Source organism: Cyclobacterium plantarum, from assembly GCF_011290685.1.
Taxonomy (GTDB): domain Bacteria; phylum Bacteroidota; class Bacteroidia; order Cytophagales; family Cyclobacteriaceae; genus Cyclobacterium; species Cyclobacterium plantarum.
This window is the reverse complement of sequence record NZ_JAANYN010000002.1, coordinates 424934-450287: the sequence shown is the minus strand read 5'-3', so window position 1 is coordinate 450287 and position 25354 is coordinate 424934. Positions and strand designations below refer to the sequence as shown.

Below are 25354 nucleotides of genomic sequence, written 5' to 3'. Positions count from 1 at the left end.
AAATAACCTGCTGTAGGAGAAGGAGTCGAACCTCCACGGGGCAGTTAGGCAAAATACGAGCTCGCTACTTGCTTTTTCCTGGATTCCCCACCCCCGAGACAGGAGGGCATGTCTGCCAATTTCATCATCCTACAGTGTGAAACAATTTTGTAACAGTTAAGGAGCCTGGAGATGTTGCCGGTTTCCTTTGTTCACCAAAATTGAAGACCTTTTGTCTTTGTTTGATATTTCAAAGGTAATACAATTGGATTAACTTTGAAAATATATTAATGAATAATTGAAAAAAATACCATATTTTTAATTGAATCCGTGTAAAAATTTAAAAAAGGAAATTTTGAATATTTAAATTCACGCTCCATTAAGGAATTTAAAAAAGGTTGCTTTTCAATTTTTCCTTAACTTGCCGTAAAAAGTAACAATGCCTGATGGGAGAGCCAATTAAAACCTATGAGATGCCTGAGATTACCAATCAGCGGGCATTTCAGATTTATGAAGTTCAGGGGAAGACCATTCAAAGCAAAACCTACCCCCATGAAACAACCCGCCCTCATCGACACAGATACTATGAAGTGTGTGTTTTTGTTAACGGGGCCGGTAGGCACGATATAGATTTTGAATCTCATGTCATCCATTCCAATAGTGTACATTTTCTTTCACCCGGACAGGTTCACCTCATCAGCAGAGAAAATGATTACCATGGTTATCTGATGGTTTTCTCCAGGGATTTTTATGCCCTGGAAGCCTACCATGAGGACCCTTTGTTTCAAATGCCCTTTTTCAACAATCCTACTTTGATTCCGATTTTAAATCTGGATCCCGCAGATTTTAATGAGCTTTTGGTTTTGATCCTACAAATACGCAAAGAATACCTGCAATGGAATGGTTTCACCTCGGATATACTACGCAATTACCTGCAGATATTCCTGATCAAGTGTAAACAGTATTATATGAGGTATTTCGCAGAGCAAAATAAAACCATGGATCCTCATTTTTCATTGGTTCAACAGTTTAATGCACTGGTTGAACAGCGATTCAACCAAGTTCATCAGGTTCAGGATTACGCAAACCTGATGGGTCTGTCACCGGCCAACTTGAATAAACATGTAAGGAACATTACCGGTTTTACGGCAGGAGAGATCATTCTTGACCGCTTGATGCTTCAGGCAAAAAGATACTTGATTTATACCGACTTGTCCAATAAGCAAATTGCCTATCAATTGAATTATCAGGACCCTTCTTATTTCAGTAGGATATTTAAGAGGAAAACGGGTTTTTCCCCTTCTGATTTTAGAAGAATAGAAAACGAAAAGTACCAGCATTAAATCGAAAAACACCTTTTTAATGACTCTGTTTAAAGATACCTTTAACCTCATAAATAAAAAGTACATGATTTAGTGGCATGTGTTCAGACTAAAATTCTGAAATTATTTTCTGAAGTTGATTATTCCAAACAAATGTAAACCCTTTAAAAAAATGATAGCAATAGATTCTGAAATTAAACCCATTGACCTGAAAAAGGGACTGGAAAGATTTTGGCAGCTTTCGGCTGAAAAAATCACTTCTATAGATAAGGAGTATCCCCAAAACCAGGGCTCACCGGTTTTTACAGTAAATGGAAAGTATACCACCAGAGGATGGACCGAATGGACCCAGGGATTTCAGTTTGGATCTTCTATACTTCAGTTTGACGCTACCGGTGAAAAGGGTTTCCTTGACAAAGGAAAAATGAAAACCCTGCAATTGATGGCCCCACACATCAGCCACTCAGGTGTACATGACCATGGCTTTAACAATGTCAGCACCTATGGCAATTTGTTACGCCTGATGGTAGAGGAAAAGATTCCATACGTGGAGTGGGAGAAAAACTTTTATGAATTGGCCCTGAAGATTTCAGGGGCTGTCCAGGCAAGTAGGTGGACAAACATCAAGGACGGGGGTTTCATGTATTCATTTAACGGTCCTCATTCATTATTTGTTGACACCATCAGGACCGTAAGGATTTTGATGCTCAGCCACAGTTTGGGCCATGTGTTACAGGAAGAGAATGACAAAAAAGTAAATTTGTTGGTCAGGGGGCTGCAACATGCCAAAGCCACCGCAGATTACTCCGTCTATTACGGGGAGGGCAGGGATCGCTTCGACACCTGGGGAAGGACGGCCCATGAAAGTGTTTTCAATACCAATGACGGCAATTACCGCTGCCCCAATTCTCAACAGGGCTATACCGGTTTTTCTACCTGGACACGCGGACTGGCCTGGGCCATGTGTGGCTTTGCTGAAGAATTGGAATACCTGGATAATCTCTCTGACGATGCCTTGAAAGCATATGGCTCCCCCGTTGAAATAGAAGCATTTATGTTAAAGGCTGCCACCGCCAGTTGTGATTTTTATTTGGCGCATACCCCTACTGATGGGGTGCCTTACTGGGATACCGGAGCTCCTGCATTACATAAATTAGGTGATTACCTATCTCGTCCCGCAGATCCTTTCAACGAGCATGAGCCTGTGGATAGTACCGCTGCAGCCATTGGGGCCCAGGGACTGTTGCGTCTGGGCCATTATCTGCAAAGAAAGGGACAAACAGAAAAAGGTAACAAATACTGGCAGGCTGGCTTGACCGTACTCAAAACCCTGCTTGAGGAGCCTTATCTGAGCACAGACAAAGACCATCAGGGAATATTGCTCCATTCCATCTACCACCAGCCAAATGGTTGGGATAATGTGCCGAAAGGCCAAAAAATTGCCTGTAACGAGTCCAGTATGTGGGGGGATTACCACGCCCGTGAACTGGCCCTGTATGTTCAGCGCATTATCGATAAAGATCCTTATTACACCTTCTACAATTGTTTGTCATGAGTGCAGCACCCATAAAAGACCTGAGTAAACTTTGTGTCCATACCATTACCACTAAACCCTGGAGCCTGGAAGAGGCCGCTGAAAATTATGAAAAGGCGGGTGTCAAAGGGGTTTCGGTATGGCGGCAATACCTGGGAGGCAGGGATATTTCTGCCGCAGGTGATCGGCTACGAAGCCATGGTCTGGATATAGTTTCCCTGGTGAGAGGGGGCTTTTTTCCTTCGGTTTCAGCTAAAAACAGGGATTTGGCCATTCAGGATAATCTCAAGGCGGTAGATGAGGCAGCGGCTCTAGGCGCTCCCATGATCGTATTGGTATGTGGGGCTGACCCGGATCAGTCACTGGAAACATCCAGGATGCAAATCCAGGAAGGGATTGAAAAGGTCTTGCCTCATGCCATGGCAAATGGGGTGAAATTGGCCATAGAACCCCTGCACCCCATGTATGCCGATACCCGGTCAGCCGTTAATACCCTGAGACAAGCCAATGAAATGGCTGAAAACATCGATTCTGATTATGCAGGCATTGCCGCCGATGTCTATCACCTTTGGTGGGATCCTGACCTCAAAACTGAATTGTTGAGGTGTGGGCAAAAAGGAAATCTTTTTGCTTTCCACATCTGCGACTGGCTCAGTCCTACGGTGGATTTTTTGAATGACCGGGGATTGATGGGTGAAGGATGCATAGACATTCCTAAGATAAGGGGATGGGCTGAGGAGGCCGGTTTTTCCGGATATAACGAAGTTGAGATTTTTTCAGACCGCCATTGGGCGGGAGACCAAAAGGAATTTTTGGATAAAATTGTTGAAAGTTATTACCATTGCTAGTAAAACCAATTAACGTATGGAACATAAAATAGGAATAATCATGAATGGTGTCACCGGCAGAATGGGCACCAACCAACACCTGATGAGGAGTATTGTTGAAATCATCAAGCAAGGTGGTGTACAACTTTCAAATGGAGATACCATCATGCCTGATCCGGTTTTGGTGGGTAGAAATGAGGCCAAATTGAAATCCCTCAGTGAGCGCTCTGGCGTGCCGAAATATACCACCGACCTGGATGCGGTCATGAATGATGATCAATACAGCATCTATTTTGATGCCCAGACCACCGGTCGAAGGGCAGATGCTGTCAAGCAGGCTGTCAAAGCGGGCAAGCATGTTTATTGCGAAAAACCGGTAGCGGTGGACACTGCCACCGCATTGGAATTGCACGAGATTTGTCAAAAGGCAGGCGTGAAAAATGGAGTAGTACAGGACAAACTTTGGCTTCCCGGATTGAGAAAGTTAAAGCGTTTGATTGAAAATGGTTTTTTTGGTGAAATCCTTTCCGTAAGGGGGGAGTTTGGCTATTGGGTATTTGAAGGACATACGATTCCGGCCCAACGTCCCTCATGGAATTACAGAAAAGAGGATGATGGCGGTATCATCGTGGATATGCTTTGCCATTGGAGGTATGTACTGGATAATATTTTTGGCAATGTTAAGGCTGTTTCCTGTACAGGTGCAACGCACATCAAGGAACGTGTAGACGAGCAGGGCAAGCCGTATAAATGCACGGCTGATGATGCAGCCTATGCCACCTTTGAGCTGGAAGGCGATATCATTGCTCATTTCAACTCTTCCTGGACGGTTAGGGTCCGCAGGGATGATCTGCTCACGGTTCAGGTAGATGGAACAAAGGGTTCTGCCGTGGCCGGCCTGAGAGAATGTCACATCCAACATTATGGGAATACGCCCAAACCGGTTTGGAATCCGGATATCGTGCAGCCTATCGACTTCTACGACGGTTGGGCCAGGGTTCCGGAGCAGGAACTTATGGATAATGCCTTTAAAGTGCAGTGGGAGTTATTCTTGAAACACGTGGTTGCGGATGAACCCTTTCCCTGGGACATGAAAGCAGGAGCGAAAGGAGTTCAGCTTGCGGAAAAAGGCCTGGAAAGCTGGGAGAAAAGAGCATGGGTGGACATTCCTGACCTTTAATTTAAATTGATTATGAAAAATGTAGCTTTAGTTACCGGCGGATCGAGGGGAATAGGTCTTGGAATTGCCAAGTGCCTGGCCAAAGAAGGATTTGACCTGGCCATCAATGGCATGCGCGAGGAAGCGGATACTGCTGAGAGCCTGGAGGAGTTGAAGGATTTAGGGGCTGATGTTTTGTATTGCCGGGGGGACGTAGGAAGTGCAAGGGACAGGCAGGGCATCATGGACCGGATAAAATCCCATTTCAACCGCCTGCACGTATTGGTTAATAACGCCGGCGTAGCCCCAAAAGAAAGGAAGGACATTCTTGAAGCTACGGAAGAGAGCTTTGAATATGTGTTGAAAACCAATCTGAATTCGGCATATTTCCTTTCTCAACTGGCAGCCAATTGGATGATTGCGCAAAAAAATGATGCGGCTGAATTCAAAGGATCCATTATCAATGTATCTTCTATTTCTGCCACTGTAGCCTCAGTCAACAGAGGGGAATATTGTGTGGCAAAAGCCGGAATGAGTATGGCTACCCAGCTTTTTGCTGTCCGCTTGGGAGAATACGATATTCCTGTTTTTGAGGTAAGGCCAGGTGTTATTGCCACTGATATGACCTCCGGAGTAAAGGATAAATATGATAAGCTGATCGGTTCCGGACTTTGTGTGCAGCGAAGATGGGGATTACCTGAGGATGTTGGTCTGGCAGTGGCGGCATTGGCCAAGGGTGATTTTCCCTATTCTACAGGCCAGGTAATCATGGTGGATGGGGGATTGACCATTCCCAGACTTTAATTTTGGCATACATTCAAATGGCCGGTACTTTTCCCGGCCATTTGAGCTTATGCATCTATCTTTGTTTATATTCCAACAACAATTGTATATTGTCAATTCAAAGCGTTTAAACCCAATACTAATGGAAAAAAAGAGACTTTACTGGAGGATTTGCTGTGTAGCGGCCATCATCCTCAGCATCATTACATTCACCCCTTTGGTCATCCCTCAGGGTGTTTCCAAGCCTGAATTGGGAGGTGTTCCCTACAGCTTATGGACGAGTTTTGTAATCACCGTACTTTTGGTCATCCTTACCTATATTGGTACAAGGGTGCATCCGGGTATGCAAAATGAGGAGGAGGACTTATGATTTTCTGGGTATGGGTTTTTGGCCTGATCTATGCAGGTCTTTTGGTTTTTGCTTCCCTGAGGTCTTATAAGAAAAACAGGTCTTCGGAAGAGTTTATGATGGCTGGATCAAACATTGGTCTTACCCTGGGGGTATTGACTTTTGCCGCAGCCCTGTTCAGTACCTTTACCTTTCTGGGGATGCCGGATTTTTTCCGGATAAATGGGGTAGCGGCCTGGATATTTTTGGCCGTATCAGATGGAGCAATGGTGTTTTTGCTGTTGTGGTTTGGTTACCATATCCGGATGAAGGTAAAAGGAATGGAATTCAGAGGAGTGGCCGGGTTGATCTCCAGATGCTATGAAAACAGATTGGCAGGGTATGTCTTTTTCCTGAGTTCCTTTTTGTTTTTGATTCCTTACGTGGGAATACAAATCCAGGGAATTGCCATATTTATGGATGCCGCCTTCCCGGGTTCTTTTCCGGCCTGGGGATGGTCTGCAGGTATTGTGCTGATCATGCTCGTCTACAGCGAAATCGGTGGATTAAAAGCCATCATTTTTAGTGATGCCATTCAGGGTTTGCTCTTGTTGGGCGTTATCTGGATCATCGGTTGGGCATGTTTAAGTCATTTTGGTGGGATCGGACCCATGTTTGATAAAATCGGAACGGTACAGGAAGATTTGCTTTCAAGCCCAGGTCCCCAAGGGCTGCTCACTCCTCAGTTTTTGTTTGCTTCCCTGATCGCCATATTGATGATTCCGGTGACCCAACCACAGTTTACCACCCGGATAGTGGTGATGAAAAGCATGAAAACCATGCAATTGATGGCAGTTTCTTTGGGAGCTTTTGCCATATTGGTGATTTTACCTACCATTTTTATCGGGATGTATGGGGCAGATCTATACAGTGAGTATGGAAGGGATGAATTTTTTGCCAATGCATTTCTATATGATCAGCCAGATGCCGTGGCGGCGCTCGCCATCATTGGCCTGATTGCTGCTGGTTTGTCTACTACCAATGCCCAGATATTTGCGCTGGGTTCTGAGTTAAGGGGATTGCTGAGAGGAAATGAAAACAGCATCATGACCAAAACCAAAATCGGTATTTTTGTTTTTTCGGTGATAGCCTTTTTCTTTTCCATTATTGTGATAGACCAATTGGTTTTATTGGCCAGGGTGAGTTTTGCCGGCACAGGCATAATGGGCCCCATGATTATTTTGGGTATATTGAGTAACAGAAAGGTTTCTCCGGCGATCATCTACCTCTCCCTGACTGGACTGATCATATTTCTACTTTCTCTGGGAGGCTGGATTCCTGACATGTATTTTGATATCAGACTGGATCTGATCCTGTTCATCACTTTAGGGATAGCAGCTGTAATCAGTCATCTTACAGGCACCAAACGCCAGCTCATCCGACCAAAAACAAACGAATAATACATTAGACCTAAAGAAAGCATGAATACGGGCCTGACCCAAATTGTAAATGGAAATGTCATCACGCCTCATGAAATAGTATTCAATGCAGCCGTCCTGATTAAGGATGGCCGCATTGAAGAAATATGCAGGGATAACAAAACCATTGAACAGGCAATGATCATAGATGCCCGGGGACAATATTTGTCTCCGGGTTTTATAGATATCCATGTGCATGGTGGTGCAGGCCATGATTTTATGGATGCGGAGCTGGAAGGATTCCATGAAATCTCCAGGCTTCATGCCCGGCACGGCACTACGGCCATGGTGCCCACCTCCCTTACCAGCGAAAAGGACCAATTGATTGGCCTTTTGAAGGTATATGAAGCTGCTGTTCAGTCCCATTCAGATGGAGCAGCCTTTTTGGGCTTACATTTGGAAGGGCCTTATTTTGCCATGAACCAGCGTGGTGCCCAGGATCCCAGATACATCCGGGATCCGGACCCGGTGGAATATGAGGAAATTTTGGAACATGCACACCTAATTGCCAGATGGAGTGCTGCTCCAGAAAGAAAAGGGGCTTTGGATTTTGGAAGAAGGCTCCGGGATAAAGGAGTTCTGGCTGCCATGGCCCATACCGATGCCGTGTACGAAGAGGTGCTGGCCGCAGTTGAAGCCGGCTATACTTTGTCTACCCACCTATATTCGGGCATGTCCGGGGTAAGCAGAAAAAATGCTTTTCGTTTTGCAGGTGTCATAGAAAGCAGCTTGCTGCTGGACGAAATTGATGTGGAAATCATCGCTGATGGGGTGCATTTGCCGGCTCCACTCTTGAAATTGATTTACAAGATAAAAGGTCCGGAAAAAATAGCCCTGATCACAGATGCGATGAGGGGAGCCGGCATGCCTGAGGGAGAAAGCATTCTTGGCCACAAGAACGATGGCTTGAAGGTAATCATAGAGGATGATGTGGCCAAACTTCCCGACCGCAGCTCCTTCGCCGGAAGCGTAGCTACCGCCGATCGCCTGGTGCGCAATATGGTGAAAATGGCAGATGTGCCGCTATTGGAAGCAGTTAACATGATGAGCCGTACACCTGCCAGGATCATGGGTTGTCAAAATAAAAAAGGCGCCATCCTTAAAGGAATGGACGCCGATCTGGTACTATTTGATAGGGATATTCAGGTAAGCTTTACCATGGTTAAGGGTAAAATTGTCCATGGTGCTGCCTGATCAAATTTATTCAATGTTTACCCACCTTTCATTCCTGTCGGATTCGAAAATGGCCTGAAGGACTCTCGCATTTGCTTTGGCATTTTCAAGCGAAACAGGGACTTCCTTATCTTCCAGAATTGCCTTGGAGAAATCAATGGCCTGTTCCGTGTATTGGTTGCTTAAAGGCAATACAATTTTTTCCGGGTCTGGTTGAAGAAAATTACCATCATGGATCAGGATTTCATTGTTTTGATCTGAAGGAGCGTTAAAAGGAATCCTGATTTCCATTATTTTTTCCTCTCCATAAAACAACATGCGCTGATAGGGGGTCAGCTGGGTGCTCACCGTAAATGTCATCTGGATCTCATGAAAATCAATCAAAACCGATCCGAGTTTGTCTGTTCTAAATCTGGGATCAAATTCCAGCATGGATACTACCCTTCCGGGTTCTTTTTCCAGCACAAAGCGGGAAGTAAAGACCGGATAGCAGCCAATGTCCCAGATACCCCCACCACCCATTTCGGGAATATTCCGGATATTTTGTTCATTGACATTGAAATAGCTGAAAAAACCATGTACTGCCTTCACCTTCCCCAGGTAGTTTTTCCGAACCAATTCCCTGGCTTTGATCCATTGGGGGTTGGAGGCCACCATAAATGCTTCTCCTACCTTTATCCCGTGTTTGTCTCTGGCCTTGATCAGTTCGTCTATTTCTTCCGCATTTAAAGCGAGTGGCTTTTCGCAAAGCACGTGTTTGCCGGCATTGATGCATTCCAGGGTATAGGGAACATGTAGGTCATTGGGCAGGGGATTGTAGACCACATCGATCTCCGGATCGGCGATCAATTCCTCATACGATCCATAAGCCTTTGGAATACCCAATTCGTCCGCGGCGGATCTGGCTTTTTCCAAATCTCTGGAAGCCAGTCCGTATACTTCGTGTAAATCACTGTTTTTCATGGCGGGAATTACTTTTTCCCTGGCTATTTTGGCTGCGCCCAATATCCCCCATTTAAGTTTTTTGGTCATGATGATACATTTTTTGTTGAAAAATAATCCTTGCCACCGGTTGATGGCTGTAATTGATTGACTGTAGCAATTTAAGATTATTGTTGACCAAACCCAATCTTGTGCTTTCCCTACTATGTATATTAATTATAAATTAAGGAGGAATTCGATTCAACCAGCAAAGCTGCTAAGGAAATCAAAAGTCCATTTAATCCATTTTGGAAAATTTTTACATTATAATATTTTATAAAATAAAAGTAAACAGAATAAACTAATAATGATCAAATTAGATCAACCTTTTTATGCCTTAATGGGCTAAGGACAATTATTTGTCAATTCCTGAAAATTTGATTATTATGCAATCGATTGCGCAGGTGCTGGTTCTTTTCACTTGGCACAAGCTTCAATTTCAAACATAAACCAACTTTGTCGTCATGGAAAATAAATTTTCAAGAAGGTCATTTCTACATGCTGTCAGTTTGTTGGCAGCGGGAACAACCTTAACTGCCCCCTTAACGGGCTTTGGCATGAAAAGGAAACTCAGAGTGACCCTGGTAGGGACAGGAGTCAGGGGTACCTCCTTCTGGGGGAGAAGACTGGTGGAACAATACTCCGATATTCTGGAATTTGTCGGTTTAAGTGATATCAATCCGGGCAGGTTAGACTATGCCCTCGATTATATGAAGGTAGACTGTCCGACTTTTGTCGATTTTGACGAAATGCTGGCCCAAACCAAGCCGGATTTGGTCATCGTCACCACCATGGACTCTACCCATCATGAGTTCATTATCAAAGGCCTGGAAGCCGGATGTGATGTGCTCACAGAAAAGCCCCTGACCACGGATGAGGACAAGTGTCAGCAGATACTTGAAGCAGAAAAAAAATCAAACAAAAATCTGATCGTCGGTTTCAACTACCGCTGGAGTCCTTATATAACCAAAATTAAAGAATTGCTTCAGAACAAGGAGATTGGTGAAGTCACTTCTGTTGATTTTCACTGGTACCTCAACATTCATCACGGAGCCTCTTATTTCCGGAGATGGCATGGAGTGACCGAAAACGGGGGATCACTTTGGGTACATAAGGCCACCCACCATTTTGACTTGTTGAATTGGTGGCTGGATTCCGACCCTGAGGAAGTTTTTGCCTATGGTGCCCTGGAGCACTACGGCAGCAACGGTCCTTTTAGAGGGAAAAATTGCCGCTCTTGTGCACACAAAAATGACTGCAAGTATTATTGGGACATCACCAAAAGCCAGCGTGACGTGAAGCTTTATGTGGAAAATGAGCACCATGATGGTTATTTCAGAGATGGCTGTGTTTACCGCCATGAAATTGATATTTATGATAAGATGTCGGCCAATATCAAATATGCTAATAAGGCGGTGGTCAATTATTCCCTGACTACCTATAGTCCTTACGAAGGTTGGAAAATCGCATTCAATGGGCAGAAGGGCAGAATTGATGCCTGGTTGGATATCCCTTTTATGAGCAATGAAACCATGGATCAGGAAGCCCTTCACGCGGCAGAAATGAACCAAAACAATGCAGGTGAGGACATGCACAGAGAACCACTTGTATTGCATAAGAATTGGGAAAAACCACAGATCATACAGGTGGTCAGTGAACGTGGAGGTCACGGTGGCGGTGATAAAAGATTGCATGATAAAATATTCAAAAATCCGGAAGCAGCAGACCCTTACAAACATGCCGCTGGATTAAGGGATGGAATCATGTCCGTAATGGTTGGTGTGGCGGCCAGAAACAGCATCAATTCCAACGGACCTGTTAAAATAGCAGACCTTACCAGTATCAAGCCCAGTCCAAACAGGGCATAAATTCATTTTATTTTTCCCCTCCATCAAGGTAGAAATTACCCATGGAGGGGTTTTTTTGTAGTCTTTCCATAATTAAATTATTTTCACCGTATGAAAATTGAACATTTAGCACTCAACGTACACCATCCTCAGGCCATTTCAGACTGGTATGAAGAAAACCTGGGGTTAACGGTTGTTAAGAAAATGGATAAAGCCCCATACATGACTTTTTTGGCCGACGACAGTGGCAAAGTCATGATCGAACTCTACCAAAATGCCAAAGCCTCGGTTTTGGACTATGCCAATCTCAATCCCCTGATGCTACACCTGGCTTTCGTATCAGAAAACCCGGATGATGAAAAGAAACGTTTGGTAGCAGCCGGGGCGGAATTGATCAGCGACGATACCCTGGACGATGGTACCCGGTTGCTGATGCTTAGGGATCCCTGGGGTCTGGCCATTCAATTTTGTAAAAGGGCCAAACCCATGCTTAAATAAACTTATTTCTTGACCGGCCTGGTATTTTTCAATTGGAAATTACGGGTAATGTTGAAGCCAAAATGGATGTCTCCATTAAAAAAATCACCGGTAGTGGAAGGAATAAACCCTGTTTCTGTCATTTGTTGAGCATTGGTCAGGTGCAATTGAAACACATGGCCTCCGGTTTCAATATCAACTCCTATGGCAAGAGGATGGGTGTTTTCATTTTCCTGCTCTTTAAACCGGTGATAATATTCAATATTTAAGTGAATGCTTTTGGCAATCTGGTAACTCACTCCTGCCCCCATTGCCAGCAAGGCGTTTGGGTCTGTCCTTTCCCGGACCAGGTTACGGTGAATATACGTTGGCATCAGTTGAATAGAAGCCTTTTGATTCAGCTTGCTGGCTACTAATAATTGATGGGCATATTGCAACTTTCTATTTAGGTTCATGGGAATCTCCGGACGGCGGATAGTGTTGATGGAAGCATTGGAAAGCCAAACCAGGGTTACTGGAAGTTTGATTTTACCCTGACTTTGTTGATAAAGTCTGATTTTGACAAAACCATCATACACTTTGTTGAAAGAATTTCTTCCTATCCCCAGGCTAAGCCAATCCTCCCATGCATAATCCAATCCCAACCTCATGTTGGCCTGGTCCATGCCAAAGAATTGATAGGCACCGGAATTGATCCTACCAAAGCGGTGGGAAATTAAAAATTCCAAATTCCCCTTTTCCCTGGTTTCAACCGTATGGCCGTTGATCAAGCGGATGGCTTTAAAGGTAGAGGTAGGCGTATTCCATTCGGTTTCATTTTCCTCCCTGAGCTGGTCCAATAAATTGTCCTGGGCCGAAGTGCTGAGAAAAAGAAAATAAAAGATCAGGGAAATTACCAGTATTTTGTTTTTCATCGGTCTGTTTTTTCAAATACAAAGCTTACAGTTACCTCTACCTCTTCTGCAATGTTATAAAACAGCACCTTTGGTATCTGAATGTCATAATCTTCGAGTTTTACCGGAAAAACGGCGTCCATGATGATTTGGTCACTTTTGAAACTGATATTACCCGGAACCCGGACTTTATTGGTTTGGCCATGTATGGTTAAATTGCCTTCCGCAAAAGCCCCCTGGGATCCGGATCTCTCCCGATCATAGCCGCTCAGTTTTCCTTCAAAGGTGGCTTCCGGATAGGTATGCGATTCCATGAATTTGTCATTAAAATGATCCTGCATCAAAGATTTTGGGAATTGGAAGGCTTTAATGGGTACCAGAAAGGCCAGGCTGCCGGTTTGTTCATTAAATAAACCGGTAGGGGCATTGTTTACGGCCTGAATATCCTCCACCGGGGCACTGCTAAAGAACTCGACTTCCCCCGACACCGTTTTGTGAGCCTGGGCCTGAAGGGAAAGAGATAACAGGAAAATAAAGATGGTTATACAGCAATTTTTCATAATGGGTTAATTATCCAATTCGCCGTTTTCCACCCAGCAGTAGATGGATTCTAATTCGGCGGCAGTCAATTGTTTGCCTGATTCCGGGGCTGGCATAAAACCACTTTGTGTAAAATTCCTTATCTGATTCGCATACTGAATAATGTTTTCGGGAACAGAGAGGTTTACCCTCTCTGATCCCGATACATGGCATCCGGAAATGGCACAATTCTGGTTAATAATGGGCATGATATAACCTGAGAGTGAGGCGGGCTCCTCGCCACACCGCTCTTCCTCAGGCAATAAATCAGCTTCATTTTCTGTGGTACAAGAGAATATTGTGCAAGCAAGCAAAACCCATAAGCAGGGTAAATAAAGGTTTTTAATAGCCATCATTATTATTGTTATCAGGATTGGAGTCATTGGGCATATTTGCCGTGGCATTGTCACCAATATTTCCCTGTGCAATTAAGGTGGACATGGCAGTAGAACTTAAATGCACGTTGGCATGCCCGTCAAAATTCAGCAGTCCTTCATAGTTAATGGCGGTGCCGTCACCGGTTTGGGTGACGGTAGTTTCACTGACTCCGCTGGCACCCTCTACATTGTTCAATCCAATGGCGATACCACCTCCTTCGCTGGCAGCATTGTTATGGATATGGGCTGGGTGAGAATTTCCGGCCTCAGTACCTTCCAATTCAATCCGGATTAAGGTGCTTGTTTCAGATTCTTTGGTAAAAGTGATGGTGCCCTGTATCATGGGATCCGACACCGAATTCAATACATACTCCTTTTGGATAACCCGGGGGCCATCATCATCTTTTTCACAGGATACTGTGAAAAAAGCGAGCAGGATAAACATGCTAAGCGTTACTTTGATCGTTTTCATGATTTCTGATGTTTAAAATTTTAATTTTTGATTTGAGGGATAATATTTGATACCAAAGAAGATTCCCGTACTTTTCAAATCCAGGTTTCCTTCCCCTATACCCACCAGGGGTAAGCGATAATAAGGCTCCACCTGGACAGCCAGTTTTCTACTCAGCCTTCTTTCATAGCCAAAGCCGATGTTCCATATACCAAATACATGTTGGTTATTCCCGGTTATTTCCAATTCCTCGGAATAAGGATTGCCTCCATAATTTTCATAGGTCAACCTATAGTTTTCCTTCATCATGAAATAGGAAGACAGACCTGTACTTATAAACCATTTGTCAATTGCACCCATTATGGGGTAATACCTGATATTAACAGGCACTTCAAGTATCCAACAGTCACCTCTTAAGGATTGATGTGCCGCGTATCCTTCCCAGTAGCCAGGGCCCTGTTGGTAGGTCTTTTTTGAATGCATGGCCCCTGTGGAAATGCTCCACCTTTCACTGAGGAAATATTCCAGGCTCATACCAATGCTTCGGCCAAAGGGTAGAAAATTTGTATACCTTACTGCACTGATGTCTGGAGAAACCTGAAAGGCAAGGGCAATATTGTTTTTTAGATTATCTGGTGAAACCCCTTGTAAAGGGCCAAATGCAGTTGTTTGGATTTTGAGCCCTGGGAATTTGTGCCAAATCCGGTTAAATTCCTCAAACACCTTGTTTTTTGCTTCCGGGTCCAAATTAATGGCAAGAAGAGGCAGCCTTACATAGGTCAGATTTAGGTCTGAAATGGCAGGATAAGATGGTGCATTACCGGAAACAGCGGTGTTATTCCCAGATACTTTTTCTTCTCTGGCCGGGGACATGGCTGCTGAGGTAAAACTTAAATCTTTAATTTTTATTTCTATATTTTTATTAGGATCTATTTGGGTTAACAGGGAAGAAGAGGAGATCAAGGTGTTTTCAGGGCTTGCCGGAATTTGCCTGTAAGTAGCCTCCATCCAAACAGTGAAAGTAAGACTGGCAAGCAGCAGTAATCCTAAAAGGATCCACTTGTGTCCATTCAGGGGTTGGGCTACCTTTTTCTGGTCCAGCATCTTTTCCATTTTATTCCAGTCTTCCGGAATAAAGGGGATTTCAGGGGAGGAGGATAATTTTTTCAAGAAATCATCCAGCTCTTTATCACTCATGTTTGATACTCGCTTCTTCATGATTTCCAATGGTTAACATAGCCCTTAGCTTTTGCCTCGCCCTGTGAAGGTTTGATTTTGAGGTTCCTGTAGAGATGCCTAGCATCTCCGCTATTTCCTGATGTTCATAACCTTCTATAACATAAAGGTTAAACACGGTTCTGTACCTGATGGGTAAAGCCTGTATAAGTTCAATCATTTCCATATATTTCAGGTCGTCAGAGGCACTTTTCCCCGAATCCGGAATTTCTGAAATATGTTCCAGACCCAAATGGCCGGAGTGATTCAGGTTTTTTTTATGGTAATTGATGGCTCCGTTGATCAATATTCTCCTAAACCACAGCGTAAAGGGACGCCGGGTATCGTACCGGTCAATGTGTTGAAAGACATTCAGGTATCCATCGTGAAGGATTTCCAAACTTTCTTCCCTATTGGCTGCGTACCGGAGGCAAATACTCATGCCATAGCTGTAAAACTGCCTGTACAGCATCTCCTGACATTTCCGGTCTCCACCTGAAATTCCGTTCAAAAGCTTGTTTGACAGGTATTTTTCCACAGTTGCTGGGTTTGTATCTGCCTATACAATACATAAAGCAGATGGGTTGCGTGGGACTAATTAATTTACATAATATTTATGGCTATTCTTGAAAAAAAATCCAAACAAGCTCAAAGAATGTTGACATCAAGCCATTTTTTGATTGTACAAAGCAAACCACTGAACACAATTTACTGCGTATTTAGGGGGATTTGCTTTAAATTGTCTTTTAACCCCGAACTCGGGGAAATTGGAGTTGAAAAAAACAGCAACCATAGCCATGAAAGGATTCCGAATAGTCCCAACATTTCTACTTTTTATGATTGCCTTTGCCCTGTACGGGCAAAGGCAAATGGAGTACCTGGATAGAGGTTTGGTAGCCGTGAAAAATGAAACCGGCGGAATATTTTTGAGTTGGCGTTTGTTGGGAGATGAGCCTGTAGATACTGGATTTGACCTGTATAGGAGATATGCGGGAGAGAAGGAGGAAAAAATCAACAGCGCTCCTATAACCACAGTAACTAATTTTGTGGATGAGCAGGCTGATCTCAGTCGTAATCCCGGTTATTCTATCAGAAGCACAACCCAGAGGGAAAGCCGGGAAGTCACTGTTTGGAAGAAGGAATACCTTGAAATTCCTTTACAAACCCCCGAGGGTTATGGTCCCAACGACACTTCAGTCGGGGATTTGACAGGGGATGGGCAGTACGAATTGGTGGTACACATGACCGGCAGGTCCAAAGACAATTCCCAGGATGGGTTTACAGATCCGCCTATACTGCAAGCATACACCCTTGAAGGAAATATGCTTTGGGAAATTAACCTGGGCAAAAACATCAGGGAAGGAGCTCACTATACCCAGTTTATGGTATATGACCTGGATGGGGATGGGATTGCGGAGATTGCCTGTAAAACGGCAGATGGAAGTAAGGATGCCCTTGGGCAGGTGATAGGAGATGATAACAGAGACTGGAGAAATAAGGAGGGTAAAATCCTGGATGGCCCCGAATATTTAACTGTTTTTTCCGGCAGGACAGGGGAGGCTTTGTCTACGGTGGATTATATCCCTGGAAGAGGTGATTTGTGTGGCTGGGGAGGTGAAGGTGGCAATGCGGGGAATGACTGCAATGGAAACAGGGTGGACCGGTTTTTAGCCGGGGTTGCTTATCTGGATGGATCAAGCCCTTCATTATTAATGGCCAGGGGATATTACGGCAGGTCAGTGGTAGCTGCCTGGGATTTTAAAAAAGGGGAACTGCAGTCGAGGTGGGTTTTTGACTCAGAAGGCAGGGAAAATCCTTATTCGGGGCAGGGAAATCATAGCCTGAGCATCAATGACATTGATAGTGACGGAAAAGATGAGATCGTTTATGGGGCCATGGTCATTGATGATGATGGCAGCGGGCTTTATACTACCGGACTAAGACATGGGGATGCCCTGCATGTCAGCCAGTTTTATCCGGAGGAGGAAGATCAGTTGGTCTGGGGCATACACGAAAATGAAACCAATGAAGCCGGATATGGGGTAGCCTTGTTCAATGCCCGCAATGGAGAAATAGTATGGGGCCGTGAAGAGGGGAAAGATGTGGGAAGGGGCCTGGCAGCTGATATTGATCCCAGGCACAAGGGGGCGGAATACTGGTGGAACGGATCCCATGGTTTGTTCAATTATCAGGGTGAGGAAATCAGCCAAAAACCAAACAGCATTAATTTTGCCATCTGGTGGGATGGAGACCTGTTGAGAGAATTGTTGGATAAAAACCACATAGACAAATGGGGCTATAAAAATCAAAGCCTGCAACGCTTAATGACTGCTGAAGGCTGCCTGTCCAACAATGGCTCCAAATCCACACCCGCTTTGGCTGCAGATATGCTGGGCGATTGGCGGGAAGAGGTTGTTTTCAGAACAGCCGACAACCAGGCTTTAAGAATATTTACCACCCAATTGCCCTCTCCCCATCGATTTACTACCCTGATGCACAATCCACAATACCGCCTGAGCATTGCCTGGCAAAATGTGGGATACAACCAACCCGCGCATACAGATTATTACCTGGGTGTAGATATGCCTCCACCCGGAAAGAAAGAAATCGGCATCATCAGAAAAAAATAAATTTTTTTATTTTTTTCAGGACAAATCAATATTAACCTGCGTATAGGTAAATGAACCTAAACCAAATCCTATTCATGAAAAGCAAATGGTTGTTTTTGCCGGATATTTTTTTGGTCTTGCTGATTTGCATGACCTGTGAACGCAATGAAATGACCCATTTGGAGGAAAATCCGGAATTTACTGTTCAGGGTGAACAGCTTAGACCGGTCAATCAGCAGGAAATTGAAGCTAAAAAGCAACAAGGGGAAGAAGATTGGATTAAGTTGTATTACAAAGTTCAGGAAAAGACTGAAAATTAATGTTAAATGGTATTATAGATTAAGTTGGTGATTTTTTAATTGTTCTTTTTTGGAGAAGGTAAGTGCATCTGCGCTTACCTTTTTTTCCGCTCAAATTAAAAAAGAGGGGACTATCTCTTAATGTATTTGAATTGATTCCTTTTTTAATTACTTTGTTCTGAAAATGAAGGCTGCTGGCAATAATTGATTATGCTCACCCAAAAAAAAATAATAATTTACGCTATTTCAGGCGTATTTCTTTTGGCTTTATTGGTATGGATCCTACGCATTGTTCCCCTGGAAAACAAACACCAGGTCGTTCCCGCATTTGTGCTGGGGGAGCGGGTGGATTACAATCGGGACATCCGGCCCATAGTAAACAACAAGTGCATTGCCTGCCACGGAGGTGTCAAGAAATCCGGAGGATTTAGTTTATTATTTGAGGAGGAGGCCTTAGCTGTCAATGAATCCGGTGAGCGCGCCATTGTACCTGGAAATACCCGCAAAAGTGAATTATTAAACAGGATCAGGCACCATGATCCGGAGTTGCGAATGCCCCTGGAGTCTGAGCCCCTTTCCGAAGAGGAAATTGCCTTGTTTACCAATTGGATCAATCAGGGAGCTGCCTGGGATGACCATTGGGCCTACAAAGCCCCAAAAGAAAAGGAAGTACCCCAAACCAAAGGCGAATGGGCCATCACGGATATTGACAGGTTTGTCCTGGATAAATTGAAGGAAAAAGGTTTGCAGCCCAATCCCCTTTCAGATCGCTACTCCCTGATACGCAGACTAAGCCTGGATCTGACAGGTCTTCCACCTGAGCTTGAGAAGGTGCAGGAATTTGTGGGGGATACTTCAGAAAACGCCTATGAGAAGTTGGTCGATCATTACCTGGCATCAGCTGCATATGGAGAGAGGTGGGCGGCCATGTGGATGGACCTGGCCCGGTATGCAGACTCCAAAGGCTATGAAGCCGACCGGCCCCGGAAAATCTGGAAATACAGGGATTGGCTGATCAAGGCCTTTAATGACAACATGCCGTTTGACCGATTTGTAACCGAGCAATTGGCCGGGGATTTATTACCAGATCCTACCGACGAGCAATATATTGCCACCGCTTTTCACCGCAATACGATGAACAATGATGAGGGAGGTACCGATAATGAAGAGTTTCGTACATCGGCAGTGCTAGACCGGGTCAATACCACCTGGACGGTATTGCAGGGGACTACCATGGAATGTGTACAGTGTCACAGTCATCCCTATGATCCCATCAGGCATGAAGATTACTACAGAAGCCTGGCTTTTTTCAATCAGACGGCCGATGCGGATATTCCCAGCGAAGCACCGGTGCTGATCAAATTTGACTCCCCGGAAGACCAGGAGAAGCTTGAAAAAATTCAAAGCTGGGTGAGAAACAGTTCAGGTGATACCAAAACAAAGAACGAAAAATATTTCACGCAATTGATCCGCCTGGGAGAGCCTAAAATTCATCCCCATTATTTTGAGCAGATGGATAAGGGAATACCGGTGAAAGGCACAGCTACTTTCAAAGTGGATCCACTCATTTATTCTCTTACAAAAGCCCTGCCTTTTGCGGGTGAAGACCGGCTGATGTTTAAGGTTCGGGCCAGTGACAGTGGCGGAAAAATATCCTTTCGGTTGGACAGTCTCCAGGGGAGGGAAATAGGAACCTGGGATGTTCTTAGTAAAACCAAAACCAGGACCAACGAGGAGACAATGGAGGAAGAGTCTTATGCGGTGATGGAAGTGGTTTCGATACCGATTATCCCGCTGCAGGGAAAACATGACCTATATCTGGTTTATGAAGGGGTGGATGAAAAGGAGTTGACCTGTACTTTTGAATGGGCGATGTTGCATCATTCCTTGCCTGGAAAAGAAAATCCGGGATATGAGGAGGTAGAAGAAGCCTTTTACGAATTATACAATTCCGAAAACGAAAAGGAAACTACGCTGGTAATGGTTTCCCTTCCGGACCGCTACAAACGAGAAACACGCTTGTTTGAAAAGGGAAGCTGGATGGTGCCCGGAGAAAAGGTAACTGCAGGTGTTCCTGAAATATGGAATCCTTTCGATGATCAGTATGATCGTGACAGACTTGGGTTCAGCCAATGGCTATTCAGTCCCGATAACCCACTTACGGCCAGGGTAATGGTCAATAGAATTTGGGAACAATTGTTTGGCCGGGGGCTGGTTTCCTCACTGGAGGATTTTGGATCCCAGGGCTTTGCCCCTACACATCCGGAATTATTGGATTGGTTGGCCTTGAAATTCATGCACGAAATGCAATGGGATATCAAAAAGCTGCTTAAGGAATGTGTTATGTCGGCCAGTTACAGGCAATCTTCCCATTTCAGGGAAGAACTTAAAGAAGCGGACCCCTTGAATGAATGGCTGGCCAGGGGCCCGAGGCTGAGGCTTTCCGCCGAGCAGGTCAGGGATCAGGCACTTGCCGTTTCCGGACTTTTAAGTGACAAAATGTATGGCCCCAGTGTAATGCCAGAGCAGCCCGAAGGCATTTGGCAGGTGGTGTACAGTGGGGACCAATGGAAAACCAGCAAGGGAGAAGACAAGCACAGGAGGGCACTGTATACTTTCTGGAGAAGGACTAGCCCTTATCCTTCGGTGATCGCCTTTGATGCTCCGAGCAGGGAGTTTTGTCTGCCCAAAAGAATTGAGACCAACACTCCTTTACAGGCACTGGTGACATTGAATGATCCCGTTTATTTGGAGGCGGCCCTGGCGTTGGCAAGAAAAGTGCTGGATGTTTCTTCCGGGAACGAAAGGGAAAGACTTTCTTTGCTTTACAGCATGGCGGTCCGGAAAGGAATCAGTGATGAAAAGCTGGAGGATCTGGTATCCCTGCACCAGCAGAGCAAGGTGTACTTTGAAACACAACCTGAGGCGGTATGTCAATTGATAGGAGAAGAAAATGAAGCTTTGGCCATTTATACCGTACTGGCCAATGCAGTAATGAATTTGGATGAATTCCTGATGAAGTCATGAGCAGAAGAATAAGTATTACAGAGGAACACCAATACAGGTACCTGCAAAGTCAAACCCGCAGGCATTTCCTGAAGCAATGTACCACAGGACTAGGTGCCCTGGCACTTGGAGGAATGGTGGGCTGCAACAATTCGGCTGGTACGAAAGCCATGCCCGGAAAGGTGGATGAATTGCTCAGCCAGGTGCCTCATTTTGCCCCCAAGGCCAAGCGGATCATTTACCTGCACATGGCTGGGGCTCCTTCCCAATTGGAATTATTTGATTACAAGCCTGAATTGGCAAAACTGGATGGGCAGGACTGTCCCCAATCATTGCTGGAAGGTAAAAAGTTTGCATTTATCCAGGGTATACCCAAGATGCTGGGACCACAGGCTCAATTCAGGCCAAGAGGAAATTCCGGCATGATGATTTCGGATAATTTACCTCATTTTTCCAGCATTGTAGATGATGTAACCCTGATCAAAACCATGCATACGGATGAATTCAACCATGCTCCTGCACAATTGCTGCTGCAAACCGGCTCGCCCAGATTGGGCCGGCCAAGTATGGGGAGTTGGGTGACTTACGGCCTGGGTTCTGAAAATGAAGATTTGCCTGGATTTATGGTTTTGGTTTCCGGTGGGAATACACCTGATGCCGGGAAGTCCGTTTGGGGAAGCGGCTTTTTGCCTTCGGTTTACCAGGGAGTGCAATGCCGGTCTGAGGGAGACCCGGTACTTTACGTTTCCAATCCATCCGGCATGGACGGAAGCCTCCGGAAGCAGACCATTGATGCCATCAACCGCATCAATGAAAAGGAATATGGTGAATTCGGAGACCCCGAAACCCTCACCCGCATTTCCCAATACGAAATGGCCTACCGCATGCAGACCTCCGTACCTGAAGTGATGGATATCAAAGAAGAGCCGGATTATATCCATGAAATGTACGGTACCGAGCCGGGAAAAACATCTTTTGCGAATAACTGTCTTTTGGCCAGAAGACTGGTAGAGAAAGGGGTGAGGTTTGTACAGTTGTTTGATTGGGGCTGGGACATGCATGGTGTGGCAGAAAGGGAATCCCTTGACGAGGGACTTCCGATTAAGTGTAAGCCCGTGGACCAGGCCATGACTGCTTTGGTAAAGGATTTGAAGCAGCGGGGTTTGCTGGATGAAACGCTGGTGGTCTGGGGAGGAGAATTTGGCCGGACTCCCATGCAGGAAAACAGGGGAGGAAGAGAATGGCCTTTCAAGGGAAGGGATCACCATACGGAGGCATTTCCGGTTTGGATGGCAGGTGGAGGCGTAAAAGGTGGGTTTACACTTGGTGAAACCGATGAAATAGGTTATTATGGTATCGAAGATAAGGTGCATGTTCATGACCTGCAGGCCAGCATCTTGCATTTGATGGGAATGGATCATGAAAAGTTCACTTATTTTTCCCAGGGACGGGATTTTAGGCTGACCGATGTGTCAGGAAAAGTTGTACATAAAATTATCGCATAAAATAAATGGAGCAGTCCTCAGAAATCATCATCTTCTTCGGAAGATTTCATCCTTTGTTGTTACACTTACCCATTGGCTTTCTTGCCCTGGGCTTCCTTATGGAGTTATTATCCCGCAGGGAAAAGTTTGCTTATCTGAAACCGGCCATTGGCTTTGTACTGGGCTTGGGGGCTATTTCAGCCTTTGCCACGGCCATTTTGGGCCTGATGCTGGCTCAGGCGGGTGATTATGGAGAAGATTTGTTGTTTGTCCACCAGTGGGCTGGCATTCTTTTGGTGCTTTTTGCTTTTGGCACCTGGTGGCTATACAGTCAAAAAGAGAAAAAATCCACCCTCAAATTGAAAAGGGCCTACCTGGGATCATTTTCCCTGATGATGGTATTTCTGGCAGTGGCCGGCCATTACGGAGGGTCCCTCACCCACGGGTCCAATTACCTGACCCAGTACCTGCCCACCGGAATAAAAAAACTGGCGGGGATGTCCATAGAGGAAAAAGGCCCAAAGCTGATCGAAAACCTGGATGAGGCGGTGGTGTACACGGATATTATCCATCCTATTATGGAAATTCGTTGCAACTCCTGCCACAATGCAGATAAGAAAAAGGGGGATTTGCAAATGCATACCCGGGAGGCACTGCTGAAGGGGGGCGAAAACGGGCCCATCTTTGAAGCAGGCAATGCTGCCGAAAGTGAAATGATCAAAAGGATTCATCTGGATCAAAACCACGATGACCACATGCCGCCCAAGGGCAAGTCACAGTTGTCCGATGAGCAGGTGCTGCTGTTTGAATGGTGGATCAATGAAGGAGCACCTTTTGAAAAGAAGGTAGCCGAGCTGCAGGCCGATCAGGAGGTACAAAAGGTACTGCTTACCCTCACCGATCCCAATGCCAATAAAACCGCGGTAGAGATTCTGCTGGCCGAAGGTACTACGGTTCCGGATGGGGAAAAATTGAATGCCTATGTGAAGGAAGGTATCGCTATCAAGCCCCTTTCCAACGATGCCAACTGGCTACAGGTTACCCTGTACAAAAAAGACCCTGTGGATGAGATTTTGGGAAGGCTGGCAGCTGATTTTCCGGAGCAGATTACCTGGCTGGATGTCAAGGATACCCCATTGACAGATGAAGGGTTGGCTGCCATTGGACAGCTGAAGAACCTTACCCGGTTACGGGCGGAAAAGACGGAGATCAGCGATGCGGGGCTGGCCCATTTAAAGGACCTGGAATTTTTGGAATCCCTGAATATATATGGAACAGAAGTAAGCAATGAAGGCCTGGATCATTTGGCCGAATTGCCTAACCTGAAGCGGCTTTATGCTTGGGATACGCGGGTCAGCAAAGAGGGGGCAGCCAGGCTTCAGGAAGCCGCCACCCAGCTTGACATCAATCTGGGCTACGAGGTAGAAGTCATAGATTCGCTAACCGTTAAAGTCCTGCCGGTAGCGAATCAGGAGTAAAATATAGCAGGTACGACCAGGTACGACGTGGAAATGGTCGTAGGCGTATCGCTACCTCTATAACGGTAAGGAGCTGATGGACGACCTGAACCTCAATCTATACAATTATGGGGCGAGGTATTTTGGTCCGGTAATAGGGCGCTGGACCAGTCCGGATCCGATGTCCCATCTCAGGGAATGGGTTTCTCCGTACAACTTCGTGCAAAACAACCCGCTGAACAGGATCGATCCTGATGGTAGGTTTGACTGGGTTATCAATAAGGATAACGAGGGAGAGGCGTATGAAACGTACAATTTTGGGCAGCGGGAAATCAAACAGGCACTCAACATCAGCAAGACCCAGCTGCGCCGCGACATCCATGACCTGCTGGCCCTGGAATACATCCGGCAGTCGGGCGGCCATGCGAACCGGGGCTATCAATACAAAGTGGTCTGGTGGGACAACATCGAGGCATTGCGGGAAAAAACAAAAAGGCACCTGCAGGGTCAGCTTGACCAGCTTGAAATTTTGTAGGCTGGCGTTCCATACCTCTGGAACGCCAGATGGAACGCCAATAAGACCCAAAAACAGGCATTATCTGCTGCAATCAAACAAAACGACCCTGGCGTTCCGTGTTCCGGAAGAATGCAAGCCCCCCTTAATTGAAAACACAGCATCGCCACGCACCTTTTGGAAGGCGGCCTGGGCATCGAGCAGGTCAGGGATTTTTTGGGCCACCGCAATCTTGAAACGATATCCACGAAATACGTCCCAAAACCATCAGCGAAAACACCGATCAGCTGATCCTGAACATCCGGGAAAAGGCCATCAAAGCAGATGATATCAACTATCTGGTGGAGACTTTTAGGGATCTCTTTCCGGAAAGGAAACTGAATGCCCAAACCATCCGGCAGAGCGTGATCGCCAACCTGTTGAAGGAGGGAAAGGACTTACGCGTTGTCCAGGTGTTTGCGGGGCACAAGAACCCGAGTTCAACGGAACGGTACAGGCAGACGGGATTTGAGGAACTGAAAGCGGCGGTACAAAAACACCATCCTTTGGGGTGAAAGAAACTTAAATATCCATATAAAATGT

Annotated in this window: 23 protein-coding genes and 1 pseudogene; 17 read left to right on the top strand and 7 right to left on the bottom strand. The window is 45.5% G+C overall.

What is annotated here, in order from left to right; all coding sequences use genetic code 11:
- The first annotated feature begins 425 nt into the window (after nucleotides 1–425).
- The 8 genes from G9Q97_RS05940 to nagA all read left to right on the top strand — a co-directional run bounded on the left by G9Q97_RS05940 (nucleotide 426) and on the right by nagA (nucleotide 8604).
- A complete protein-coding gene (locus G9Q97_RS05940; protein ID WP_166144131.1) occupies nucleotides 426–1322 on the top strand; it encodes a helix-turn-helix domain-containing protein in 897 nt (298 codons plus the stop codon).
- A 151-nt stretch (nucleotides 1323–1473) separates the two neighbouring features.
- A complete protein-coding gene (locus tag G9Q97_RS05935) occupies nucleotides 1474–2856 on the top strand; it encodes a glycoside hydrolase family 88 protein (RefSeq protein WP_166144128.1) in 1383 nt (460 codons plus the stop codon).
- Nucleotides 2853–3683: a sugar phosphate isomerase/epimerase family protein gene (locus G9Q97_RS05930; RefSeq protein ID WP_166144126.1), complete on the top strand. Its 831-nt coding sequence runs from the start codon at nucleotides 2853–2855 to the stop codon at nucleotides 3681–3683. Before G9Q97_RS05935 ends, G9Q97_RS05930 begins: the two co-directional genes overlap by 4 nt.
- Before the next feature lie 16 nt (nucleotides 3684–3699).
- A complete protein-coding gene (locus G9Q97_RS05925; RefSeq protein WP_166144088.1) occupies nucleotides 3700–4842 on the top strand; it encodes a Gfo/Idh/MocA family protein in 1143 nt (380 codons plus the stop codon).
- Nucleotides 4843–4854: 12 nt separating this feature from the next.
- Entirely contained in the window at nucleotides 4855–5625 is a 771-nt protein-coding gene (locus G9Q97_RS05920; RefSeq protein ID WP_166144086.1) for a 3-ketoacyl-ACP reductase, read from the top strand.
- A gap of 121 nt (nucleotides 5626–5746) precedes the next feature.
- On the top strand, nucleotides 5747–5974 hold the full coding sequence (locus G9Q97_RS05915; protein ID WP_166144084.1) for a hypothetical protein: 228 nt from the start codon (nucleotides 5747–5749) through the stop codon (nucleotides 5972–5974).
- A complete protein-coding gene (locus G9Q97_RS05910; RefSeq protein WP_166144082.1) occupies nucleotides 5971–7392 on the top strand; it encodes a sodium:solute symporter family protein in 1422 nt (473 codons plus the stop codon). Before G9Q97_RS05915 ends, G9Q97_RS05910 begins: the two co-directional genes overlap by 4 nt.
- A 21-nt stretch (nucleotides 7393–7413) precedes the next feature.
- Complete coding sequence (nagA, locus tag G9Q97_RS05905; protein WP_166144080.1) at nucleotides 7414–8604, top strand: N-acetylglucosamine-6-phosphate deacetylase; 1191 nt, start codon at nucleotides 7414–7416, stop codon at nucleotides 8602–8604.
- A gap of 6 nt (nucleotides 8605–8610) precedes the next feature.
- Here the strand turns inward: nagA and G9Q97_RS05900 are convergent, their stop codons facing one another.
- Nucleotides 8611–9615 (bottom strand): Gfo/Idh/MocA family protein, encoded by a 1005-nt coding sequence (locus tag G9Q97_RS05900; RefSeq protein WP_166144078.1) that lies wholly within the window; start codon nucleotides 9613–9615, stop codon nucleotides 8611–8613.
- 413 nt (nucleotides 9616–10028) lie between these two features.
- Between G9Q97_RS05900 and G9Q97_RS05895 the strand changes: the two genes are divergently transcribed.
- Nucleotides 10029–11432, top strand: a complete 1404-nt coding sequence (locus tag G9Q97_RS05895) for a Gfo/Idh/MocA family protein (RefSeq protein ID WP_166144076.1) — start codon at nucleotides 10029–10031, stop codon at nucleotides 11430–11432.
- A 90-nt stretch (nucleotides 11433–11522) separates the two neighbouring features.
- Nucleotides 11523–11909 (top strand): VOC family protein, encoded by a 387-nt coding sequence (locus G9Q97_RS05890; protein ID WP_166144074.1) that lies wholly within the window; start codon nucleotides 11523–11525, stop codon nucleotides 11907–11909.
- A 2-nt stretch (nucleotides 11910–11911) separates the two neighbouring features.
- Here G9Q97_RS05890 and G9Q97_RS05885 read toward each other — a convergent pair whose 3' ends face one another.
- Genes G9Q97_RS05885 through G9Q97_RS05860 form a run of 6 tightly spaced genes read right to left on the bottom strand, consistent with a single transcriptional unit; the run spans nucleotide 11912 to nucleotide 15941 of the window.
- The gene (locus tag G9Q97_RS05885) at nucleotides 11912–12802 is read right to left on the bottom strand and encodes a DUF5777 family beta-barrel protein (protein ID WP_166144072.1); all 891 of its coding nucleotides are present in this window, start codon (nucleotides 12800–12802) and stop codon (nucleotides 11912–11914) included.
- A complete protein-coding gene (locus G9Q97_RS05880; protein ID WP_166144070.1) occupies nucleotides 12799–13341 on the bottom strand; it encodes a YceI family protein in 543 nt (180 codons plus the stop codon). The genes G9Q97_RS05885 and G9Q97_RS05880 overlap by 4 nt, the downstream gene beginning before the upstream one ends.
- Before the next feature lie 6 nt (nucleotides 13342–13347).
- Entirely contained in the window at nucleotides 13348–13716 is a 369-nt protein-coding gene (locus G9Q97_RS05875) for a 2-polyprenyl-6-methoxyphenol hydroxylase (protein ID WP_246255449.1), read from the bottom strand.
- Nucleotides 13703–14209, bottom strand: coding sequence for a CHRD domain-containing protein (locus G9Q97_RS05870; RefSeq protein ID WP_166144068.1), 507 nt, complete (start codon nucleotides 14207–14209; stop codon nucleotides 13703–13705). The genes G9Q97_RS05875 and G9Q97_RS05870 overlap by 14 nt, the downstream gene beginning before the upstream one ends.
- Before the next feature lie 12 nt (nucleotides 14210–14221).
- The gene (locus G9Q97_RS05865) at nucleotides 14222–15406 is read right to left on the bottom strand and encodes a PorT family protein (protein WP_166144066.1); all 1185 of its coding nucleotides are present in this window, start codon (nucleotides 15404–15406) and stop codon (nucleotides 14222–14224) included.
- Entirely contained in the window at nucleotides 15378–15941 is a 564-nt protein-coding gene (locus G9Q97_RS05860; RefSeq protein WP_317168723.1) for an RNA polymerase sigma factor, read from the bottom strand. Before G9Q97_RS05860 ends, G9Q97_RS05865 begins: the two co-directional genes overlap by 29 nt.
- A 259-nt stretch (nucleotides 15942–16200) precedes the next feature.
- Between G9Q97_RS05860 and G9Q97_RS05855 the strand changes: the two genes are divergently transcribed.
- The 7 genes and pseudogenes from G9Q97_RS05855 to G9Q97_RS05825 all read left to right on the top strand — a co-directional run bounded on the left by G9Q97_RS05855 (nucleotide 16201) and on the right by G9Q97_RS05825 (nucleotide 25326).
- Nucleotides 16201–18033, top strand: coding sequence for a rhamnogalacturonan lyase (locus G9Q97_RS05855; RefSeq protein WP_166144064.1), 1833 nt, complete (start codon nucleotides 16201–16203; stop codon nucleotides 18031–18033).
- Between the two features lie 74 nt (nucleotides 18034–18107).
- Nucleotides 18108–18332 (top strand): hypothetical protein, encoded by a 225-nt coding sequence (locus G9Q97_RS05850; RefSeq protein WP_166144062.1) that lies wholly within the window; start codon nucleotides 18108–18110, stop codon nucleotides 18330–18332.
- A 189-nt stretch (nucleotides 18333–18521) separates the two neighbouring features.
- On the top strand, nucleotides 18522–21338 hold the full coding sequence (locus G9Q97_RS05845; protein ID WP_166144060.1) for a DUF1553 domain-containing protein: 2817 nt from the start codon (nucleotides 18522–18524) through the stop codon (nucleotides 21336–21338).
- Nucleotides 21335–22822 carry a DUF1501 domain-containing protein gene (locus G9Q97_RS05840; RefSeq protein ID WP_166144058.1) on the top strand — a complete coding sequence of 496 codons (1488 nt, stop codon included), beginning with the start codon at nucleotides 21335–21337 and terminating at the stop codon, nucleotides 22820–22822. Before G9Q97_RS05845 ends, G9Q97_RS05840 begins: the two co-directional genes overlap by 4 nt.
- A gap of 5 nt (nucleotides 22823–22827) precedes the next feature.
- Nucleotides 22828–24279 (top strand): c-type cytochrome domain-containing protein, encoded by a 1452-nt coding sequence (locus tag G9Q97_RS05835; protein WP_166144056.1) that lies wholly within the window; start codon nucleotides 22828–22830, stop codon nucleotides 24277–24279.
- 61 nt (nucleotides 24280–24340) lie between these two features.
- Nucleotides 24341–24793: pseudogene (locus G9Q97_RS05830) on the top strand (RHS repeat-associated core domain-containing protein); the annotation flags it as partial.
- A gap of 221 nt (nucleotides 24794–25014) precedes the next feature.
- Nucleotides 25015–25326 carry a tyrosine-type recombinase/integrase gene (locus G9Q97_RS05825; RefSeq protein WP_317168734.1) on the top strand — a complete coding sequence of 104 codons (312 nt, stop codon included), beginning with the start codon at nucleotides 25015–25017 and terminating at the stop codon, nucleotides 25324–25326.
- The last annotated feature ends 28 nt before the right edge of the window (nucleotides 25327–25354 follow it).